Source organism: Marilutibacter aestuarii, assembly GCF_006546775.1.
In the GTDB taxonomy this organism is placed as follows: domain Bacteria; phylum Pseudomonadota; class Gammaproteobacteria; order Xanthomonadales; family Xanthomonadaceae; genus Marilutibacter; species Marilutibacter aestuarii.
This window is the reverse complement of sequence record NZ_VICE01000043.1, coordinates 1-7,628: the sequence shown is the minus strand read 5'-3', so window position 1 is coordinate 7,628 and position 7,628 is coordinate 1. Positions and strand designations below refer to the sequence as shown.

Below are 7,628 nucleotides of genomic sequence, written 5' to 3'. Positions count from 1 at the left end.
GCCGGCGTCGGTGACCCTGATCCCGGTCGAGGACCCCGGCCGCGACAGCGCCGACGCGGCGTCCCTGGAGTTGCTCGATGCCTGGCTGGGCTGGAAGCTCGCTTCCCTGCCCGACGTCACCGTGCTGACCCCCGCCCACCTGGCGGCCGATCCGGCCGCGCAGGCACGCAACACCGTGGTCCTGCTCTCCGCCGGACCGTCGCCGCAGGGCCCGGGCAAGCGTGTCGTGCGGGCGCGGTTCGAGAAGGACGGCGAGGTCCATCGACTGCAGCAGGAAGGCGATGCGGCGGACGTCGCCCTGCTCGTCGACCGTCTCTCCGACGCGGTGCTCGCCGCGCTCCATCCGGACCGCCCGGCGCAGGCCTGGCCCTCGCTGCGGGCGACGCCCGAGGCCGCGATCGGCTTCCTTGCGCTGGAACGGGCGCGACGTGCCCACCATTGGAGCGACGCGGTGGAGGCCGGCGACGCACTGGTCCGCGACGCCCCTGATTTCGCGCTGGGCCACCTGCACCTGGCCCGCGCCCAGGCGACCCTTGGCCGCTTGCCGGAAGCGCGCCGCCACCTGGAGACCGCACGCAAGCTGCTGCAACCGATGCCCGCCGAGGCCGAGGCCCTGTTGCAGGCCCAGCAACTGGCCCTGTCGAATGACCACGCCGCCGCGGCCGAGGCCTATGCCCGGCTCGCCGAGCGCTACCCGGACCAGACCTGGTTCGCGCAGCAGCAGGCCCGCGCGCTGGGGCGCGCCGGCCGCTTCGCCGATGCACTGGCACTGATGCAGGCGCCGATCTGGGACCGGCCCCTGCCGGCCTCGACGGAAATGCAGAAGTGGTTCAACCGGGCGATCTTCCAGGCCCCCCTGGGCGACCTCGAGGGCGCGATCGAGAGCGCCCGCAGGGCCGACGCGCTGGCCGCCGCCGCGGGCGAGGAATGGGCCTACGACCGCGGCCACACGCTGATGCTGCTCGCCCAACTACAGGTCGACGGCGAACCGGACCGCGACACCCGCGCCGCGTTCGAGGCCGCGGCGGCGCAGTTCGAGAGAGCGGGCGATGCATTCTCCGCCCTGCGCGCACGCTTCCTGGGTGAAGTCCTCGGCCCGCCGAAGGGGCAGTACCGCTACCTCGACGAGTGGCTGGCGCAGGCGCGCGCGGCCGGGCAGCGGCAACTGGAACTGGGCGCCCTGCGCGCGGCGGCCTTCCAGCAATATCGCGCGGGCAACATCCAGGCCTACCGCCTGCGGTTGATGCAGGCGATGGCCGTGGCCGAGTCGATGGACGACCCGTGGAGCACCAACGCCATCGAGCGCGACCTGCTCAACGAGGAATACCTGCAGGGGCGCTTCACCCAGGCCGGCGAGCGCATCGCCCGCATGGCCGGCAACGACCAGCAGGGCGAACTGGTCACCTGGGCACGCCTGTTCGAGGTGTTCATCGACCAGATGCAGGGGCGCAACGCCCGCGCACTGGCCGCTGCCGAGCGCGGCCGCACCCGGATGGACGACCCGGGCCTGCCCGCGCCCTCGCAATCGGTCAGGGACCGCTATGCCTGCGCCAGCGGGCAGATCCAGACCACCATGGGCGACCCGCAGGCCGCGCGCGCCAGCTATGCCCGCTGTCCGGCCACCGATCCAGCGCTGGAACTGGTCGCCATCATCGGCCTGGCGGAGGTGGACCTGGCCACCGGGGATGCCGCCGCGGCCCTGGCCGGCCTGCATCGGGCGCTGGGCAAGCTGCCGGACCTTGACACGGCGCCAGGCCGCTGGATCCTGAAACTGGAAGTCGCACCCCTGCTCGCCGCCGCCGGCGAGCCCGACGAAGCCGAACGCCTGAACCGCGACGTCCTGCCGGAAGTGCAGCGCGCCGGTTACGGCATGCTCACCGCGATGGCCCACGTGGGCCTGGCCGAACTGGCCCTGTCGCGTGGCGAACTCGACGACAGTCGTCGCTGGGCCGCCCGGGCGCGCGCCAGCCTGCCCGAGCCGATCTGGCTGGTCGATCAGCGCATCGACCTGGTGGAAGCCGGCGTGGCCCGCCTCGATGGAAACCCTGCCGGCGCGGACGCACGGCTGCGCACGCTCGAACGCGAGGCCGCATCGCGCGACGACATGCTCGCCCGCCTGCGCGCGCTCGACGCCCTGCAGGGAAGGACGACCTCGGGCCCCATCGCCACCACGCGCATGGCCCTGGTCGCGCGCACCGGCCTGCGCGGCGTTTCGGTGGACTGGATGATGCCGGCTACCGGCGGCGACAGCCTGAAGGCCGACGATACGCCCTGAACCGACCGTCGGCCCGCACCGGGTGCCGGCGATATAATGGAAGGCCGTCCTTCAAAAGGGCCGCTGCGCGCGGCTGGTGTCGATGAGCCAAATGATGAAAGCCCTGGTCAAGCGCGAAGCCGGAAAGGGCATCTGGATGGAAGAGGTGCCGGTGCCCGAACCCGGTCCCAACGAAGTCCTGATCAAACTCGAGAAGACCGCGATCTGCGGCACCGACCTGCACATCTACCTGTGGGACGAGTGGAGCCAGCGCACGATCAAGCCCGGCCTGGTCATCGGCCACGAGTTCGTCGGCCGCATCGCCGGGATCGGCCCCGGCGTCACCGGCTACCGCGTCGGCCAGCGCGTCTCGGCGGAGGGCCACATCGTCTGCGGGCACTGCCGCAACTGCCGCGCGGGTCGCCAGCACCTGTGCCCCAACACCGTCGGCATCGGCGTCAACCGCGACGGCGCGTTCGCCGAATACGTGGTCATGCCCTCCAGCAACCTGTGGCCGATCCCCGACCAGATCCCCGGTGAACTGGCGGCATTCTTCGATCCGTACGGCAACGCCGCGCACTGCGCGCTGGAGTTCGACGTCGTCGGCGAGGACGTGCTCATCACCGGCGCGGGCCCGATCGGCATCATCGCCGCCGGCATCTGCAAGTACATCGGCGCGCGCAACGTCGTCGTCACCGACGTCAACGACTTCCGCCTGAAGCTGGCCGCCGACATGGGCGCGACCCGGGTCGTCAACGTCACCAACACCTCGCTCAAGGACGTGATGGCCGACCTGCACATGGAAGGCTTCGACGTCGGCCTGGAAATGAGCGGCAATCCGCGCGCCTTCAACGACATGCTCGACTGCATGTACCACGGCGGCAAGATCGCGATGCTGGGCATCATGCCCAGGGGCGCGGGCGCGGACTGGGACAAGATCATCTTCAAGGGCCTGACCCTGCATGGCATCTACGGCCGGAAGATGTACGAGACCTGGTACAAGATGACCCAGCTCGTGCTCAGCGGATTTCCCCTGGGCAAGGTGCTCACCCACCAGTTGCCGATCGAGGACTTCCAGGAAGGCTTCGACCTGATGGAATCGGGCAAGGCCGGCAAGGTCGTGCTGAGCTGGAACTGAGCCGGACGTGTCGACGACGATGCTGCTGACCGGGTTGGTGGGCCTCCTGCTCGCCGGCCTGGTCGCCACCATGGTCAGGGGCGCGCGCATGCCGTCCAGCCCGCCCCGGCCCTCACCCGGCGCCGACGACGCCGCCTGAGCGCTCGCGCCAACACGCCCACGCGAACACGCCGAACATCGCCGTCAGCCACAGGCCGAGCTGCCACTCGAGGCGGTTCTCCCAGTGATCCCGCGCCACCGGGTCGGCCACCGCTGCCGACGCCACCACGCTCGCGATGCCCAGCGCCAGCATTCCCAGGGCAACGCCCTGGAGCGGCCACGCCATCGCCGGGCGCGGCCGCACCCGTGCCAGCCCGCGCAACACCTGCATCAGCGCCAGGAAGGTGCCCCCGAAATACACCGTGATGCCGTAGCGGCGCAGCAGGCGGTAGACCTCGCCCTCGCTGCCGAGGAAGGCGACGTACAGCAGCAGGAAGGCCGTGGCCAGCAGGCCCAGCCAGGCCACCGGGCGCGGGTCGGCACCCGCGCGCATGTGCAACCAGGGCGCCATCCGCCACCAGAACACGGCCTGCAGGACCGCCGCCGGCCCCATGAGGGCCTTGAACACGCCGTTGCCCCCGCCATGCCGGGCCGCGCGGCTGATCGACGTGCAGCCCTCCAGGTGCGGCAGGCAGGCGGCCACCCAGCCGTCGCGGATCGACAGGTACAGGGCCAGGTGCCCGGCCAGGAACGGCAGCAGCGCGCACGACAGCGGCAGCCACCCGCTCGGCGGCCTTGGTTTCGGACCGGGTCCGGCGTCGTGGCGCATCCCACGATCCTAGTCGATGCTTCGTTCCAGGTCCCCTGCCCCGGCCATCGCCAGCCGATAGAATGGGCGCTTACCCGTGACACGACATTGCCGCGCCGCGCGCGCCGGAGCCCCGCATGCCCAACGACACCGCCCCGCTGACCGCCCACTACGCCGCCGAACTCGACGCCATCCGCGAGCAGGGCCTGTTCAAGGCCGAGCGCATCATCACCAGCCCGCAGTCGGCCGAGATCACCCTGGCCGACGGCCGCAAGGTGCTCAATTTCTGCGCCAACAATTACCTGGGACTGGCCGACCACCCCGACGTCATCGAGGCGGCGAAGGCCGCGCTCGACAGCCATGGCTTCGGCATGGCCTCGGTGCGCTTCATCTGCGGCACCCAGGACCTGCACAAGCAGCTCGAGGCGACCATCGCGTCGTTCTTCGGCACCGAGGACACGATCCTCTACGCCGCCTGCTTCGATGCCAACGGCGGCCTGTTCGAACCCCTGCTGGGACCGGAGGACGCGATCATCTCTGACGCCCTCAACCATGCCTCGATCATCGACGGCGTGCGCCTGTGCAAGGCCCAGCGCTTCCGCTACGCCAACTGCGACATGGCCGACCTGGAGGCGCAACTGCAGGCCGCCGATGCCGCCGGCTGCCGCACCAAGCTGATCACCACCGACGGCGTGTTCTCGATGGACGGCTTCATCGCCCCGCTCGACCGGATCACCGCGCTGGCGCGCAAGTACGGGGCGCTCGTGCACATCGACGAATGCCATGCCACGGGCTTCCTGGGAGCGAACGGCAAGGGCTCGGCCGAGGTCAAGGGCGTGCTGGCCGACATCGACATCATCACGGGCACCCTCGGCAAGGCGATGGGCGGAGCGCTGGGTGGGTTCACGACGGCCAGGCGCGAGGTCATCGAGATGCTGCGGCAGCGCTCGCGTCCCTACCTGTTCTCCAACTCGCTGCCGCCGCACGTCGTCGCCGCCGGCATCAAGGCATTCGAGATGCTTTCAAGCGCCGGCGAGCTGCGCGAGCGCCTCGCCGCGAACACCGCGTATTTCCGCGAGAAGATGGCCGCGGCCGGGTTCGACCTCAAGCCGGGCGAGCATCCGATCGTCCCGGTGATGCTTTACGACGCGCCGCTGGCGCAGAAGTTCGCCGAGCGGCTGCTGGAGGAAGGGATCTATGCGATCGGCTTCTTCTTCCCCGTGGTGCCCAAGGGCCAGGCACGCATCCGCACCCAGATGAGCGCGGCGCACGATCGCGAACACCTCGACCGCGCCATCGATGCCTTCACCCGCATCGGGCGCGAGCTGGGGGTCATCTGACATCCGGAAGCCGCCGGGATCCGGCGGCTTCCGACGCTCCCCCGCCGTCCGGGCAGGGGCGCCCTGCCATTCGATCAGGGCGTGCCGCCACCCTCGGCGGCCTGCGGCGCAGGCTGCGCCGGAGCGACCTGCGCCGCAGCGGGCTGCCCGGCACCGCGGGCCACGCGCACGCCGCGGGCCTTCATCCAGGCGTCGAACTCGTCGGCGGTCATCTGCCGGCCCTCCTGGTGCATGTTGAAACGATACGGCGCATTGTCGTGCTCGGTGCGCGGCTTGTAGGTATTGGGATCGGGCACCTGGCTTGCCGCAGCGGGCGCGGCCGCGTCGGCCGGTGCCGCGTCCTGCGCGCCGGCAGCCGGATCCTGTGCGAAGGCGGCCGTGGCGAACAGGCAGAGCGAGACCGCCGCGATCAGTGGATTCTTGCGCATCACGAGTTACTCCCCAACAAAAGTAACTGGAAGATTAATCCCTGCGCGCGCGTTATGCATGTGGAGAAATCGTGAAGACCTGCACGTTCCCGACAATCCGGCGGTTTTCCGACCGGCGGTAGCGGCGGGAACGCGTCAAAGACTGGGCGCGGCGAGGGCCCGGACCTCGTCTTCGCTGAGCGGTCGCCACTCGCCCTTGGGCAGCTCGCCCAGGGCCAGCCCGCCGATCGATACCCGCACCAGCCGCAACACCGGCAGGTCGAAGGCGGCCAGGAGGCGGCGGATCTGGCGGTTGCGACCTTCATCGAGCACGATCTCGAGCCAGGCATTGCGCGCGCCATGCCTGAGCACGCGCGCGTCGCGCGCGTGGAGGCGTTCGCCGGCATCGTCCACCCCGGTCTTCAGCGCGTCCATGAGCGTCGCGTCTGGAAGCCCCCCTACCTGCACGTGATAGGTCTTGTCCGGGCCCGTCTGGGGATCGGCGATCCGGGACGACCAGCCGGTGTCGTTGCTGAACAGCAGCAGGCCTTCGCTGGCCTTGTCGAGCCGTCCCACGGGCGCCAGCCACGGCAGGGCGGCGCCCTCCAGGCATCGGTAGACCGTGTCGCGACCCTGCTCGTCGCGGACCGTGGTGACCAGCCCCCGCGGCTTGTTGAGCATCAGGTAGATGCGGGCCGGCGGCGCCAGCTCACGGCCATCCACCGCGATCCGGCACTCGCGTCCGGCAACGGGAAACTCGGGATCACGCACGACCCGGCCGTTGACGCTGACGCGGCCGGCCAGGACCCATCGCGCCGCCTCCGTCCGCGAACAGACGCCCTGCTTGGAAAGCGAGCGGGCCAGGCCGTGTCGGGCAGGCGCACGCATCGGAACGGCACTCAAAACGTAGACGGCCGCTTGCGCGGCCGCCGTCCGGTCACTGGAAGCGGCGACACGACCTATTCGTCTCCATCCTCGGCGGGTGCTTCCGCCTGCACCGCCGGTGTCGCGGTGGGCGCTGGCGCGCCCTTGGCCACGCGTACGCCGCGCGACTTCATCCAGGCGTCGAACTCCTCGGCCGTCATGCGCTTGCCGTTCTGGTTCATGTCGAACCGCCACGGCGCGTTGTCGAATTCCGTGCGCGGCTTGTACGCCGCCGGGTCGTTGGCTTCCAGTGCCGCGGGTGCAACCGCGGGCATCGCGCTGGCGACGCTCTGGCAGTTGCCGAGCTTGAGGCGGAACACCACCTGGTCCAGCGACTGCGCTTCGTCGTAGGCGTGCGCGAGGACCCCCGTGGGTGCGCCGAGCTGCTGGCTGGGCGCGGTCAGTTCGGCCGAGACCGGCGCGACGATGGTCGGCCGCACCGGGAGGGGTTGCGGCGGCGCCAGGCCGTTGCAGTTTGCGGTGGCGGCGTTCGCCCCGCCAGCGAGGAACATCAGGGAAAGAAGGGGGAGAATGCGCGGCATGGGGGATCTCCTTTGGCGTGGGGCCAAGGCTCATGCGCGGCGCATGAACGTATGCGGCAGTTTAGGCCTGCCCATGGAAGGCGACAACCGGCGCGCGTCACGTTTGGCTCATCGAACGGCGATGCGGCAGCCCGGAACGAAGAAACCCGGCACGAGGCCGGGTTTCCAGGGAACCATGGGGCGGGCCGCGAAGCCCGCCTTGCATGGATCAGTTCTGCACGTTCAGCTCGGTGCGA

At 70.4% G+C, this 7,628-nt stretch carries 8 protein-coding genes; 4 read left to right on the top strand and 4 right to left on the bottom strand.

Going from position 1 to position 7,628, the window contains the following annotated elements; translation table 11 throughout:
• The 3 genes from FKV25_RS16160 to FKV25_RS16560 all read left to right on the top strand — a co-directional run.
• On the top strand, positions 1-2,275 hold a 2,275-nt coding region (locus FKV25_RS16160), incomplete at its 5' end, for a tetratricopeptide repeat protein (RefSeq protein WP_170218526.1).
• An 82-nt stretch (positions 2,276-2,357) separates the two neighbouring features.
• Positions 2,358-3,392, top strand: coding sequence for an L-threonine 3-dehydrogenase (tdh, locus tag FKV25_RS04445; protein ID WP_211345365.1), 1,035 nt, complete (start codon positions 2,358-2,360; stop codon positions 3,390-3,392).
• Between the two features lie 7 nt (positions 3,393-3,399).
• Positions 3,400-3,531 carry a hypothetical protein gene (locus FKV25_RS16560; RefSeq protein ID WP_281286207.1) on the top strand — a complete coding sequence of 44 codons (132 nt, stop codon included), beginning with the start codon at positions 3,400-3,402 and terminating at the stop codon, positions 3,529-3,531.
• Here the strand turns inward: FKV25_RS16560 and FKV25_RS04440 are convergent.
• On the bottom strand, positions 3,505-4,200 hold the full coding sequence (locus tag FKV25_RS04440) for a hypothetical protein (protein WP_141517593.1): 696 nt from the start codon (positions 4,198-4,200) through the stop codon (positions 3,505-3,507). The two genes, FKV25_RS16560 and FKV25_RS04440, sit on opposite strands and share 27 nt — an antisense overlap.
• Positions 4,201-4,316: 116 nt before the next feature.
• Between FKV25_RS04440 and kbl the strand changes: the two genes are divergently transcribed.
• Entirely contained in the window at positions 4,317-5,519 is a 1,203-nt protein-coding gene (gene kbl, locus FKV25_RS04435; RefSeq protein WP_141517592.1) for a glycine C-acetyltransferase, read from the top strand.
• 74 nt (positions 5,520-5,593) lie between these two features.
• Here the strand turns inward: kbl and FKV25_RS04430 are convergent, their stop codons facing one another.
• The 3 genes from FKV25_RS04430 to FKV25_RS16415 form a co-directional block, all read right to left on the bottom strand.
• On the bottom strand, positions 5,594-5,947 hold the full coding sequence (locus tag FKV25_RS04430) for a hypothetical protein (protein WP_170218524.1): 354 nt from the start codon (positions 5,945-5,947) through the stop codon (positions 5,594-5,596).
• A gap of 135 nt (positions 5,948-6,082) precedes the next feature.
• Positions 6,083-6,814, bottom strand: a complete 732-nt coding sequence (locus tag FKV25_RS16420) for a pseudouridine synthase (RefSeq protein ID WP_246071912.1) — start codon at positions 6,812-6,814, stop codon at positions 6,083-6,085.
• Between the two features lie 71 nt (positions 6,815-6,885).
• Positions 6,886-7,392, bottom strand: a complete 507-nt coding sequence (locus FKV25_RS16415) for a hypothetical protein (protein WP_425462606.1) — start codon at positions 7,390-7,392, stop codon at positions 6,886-6,888.
• Between the last annotated feature and the right edge of the window lie 236 nt (positions 7,393-7,628).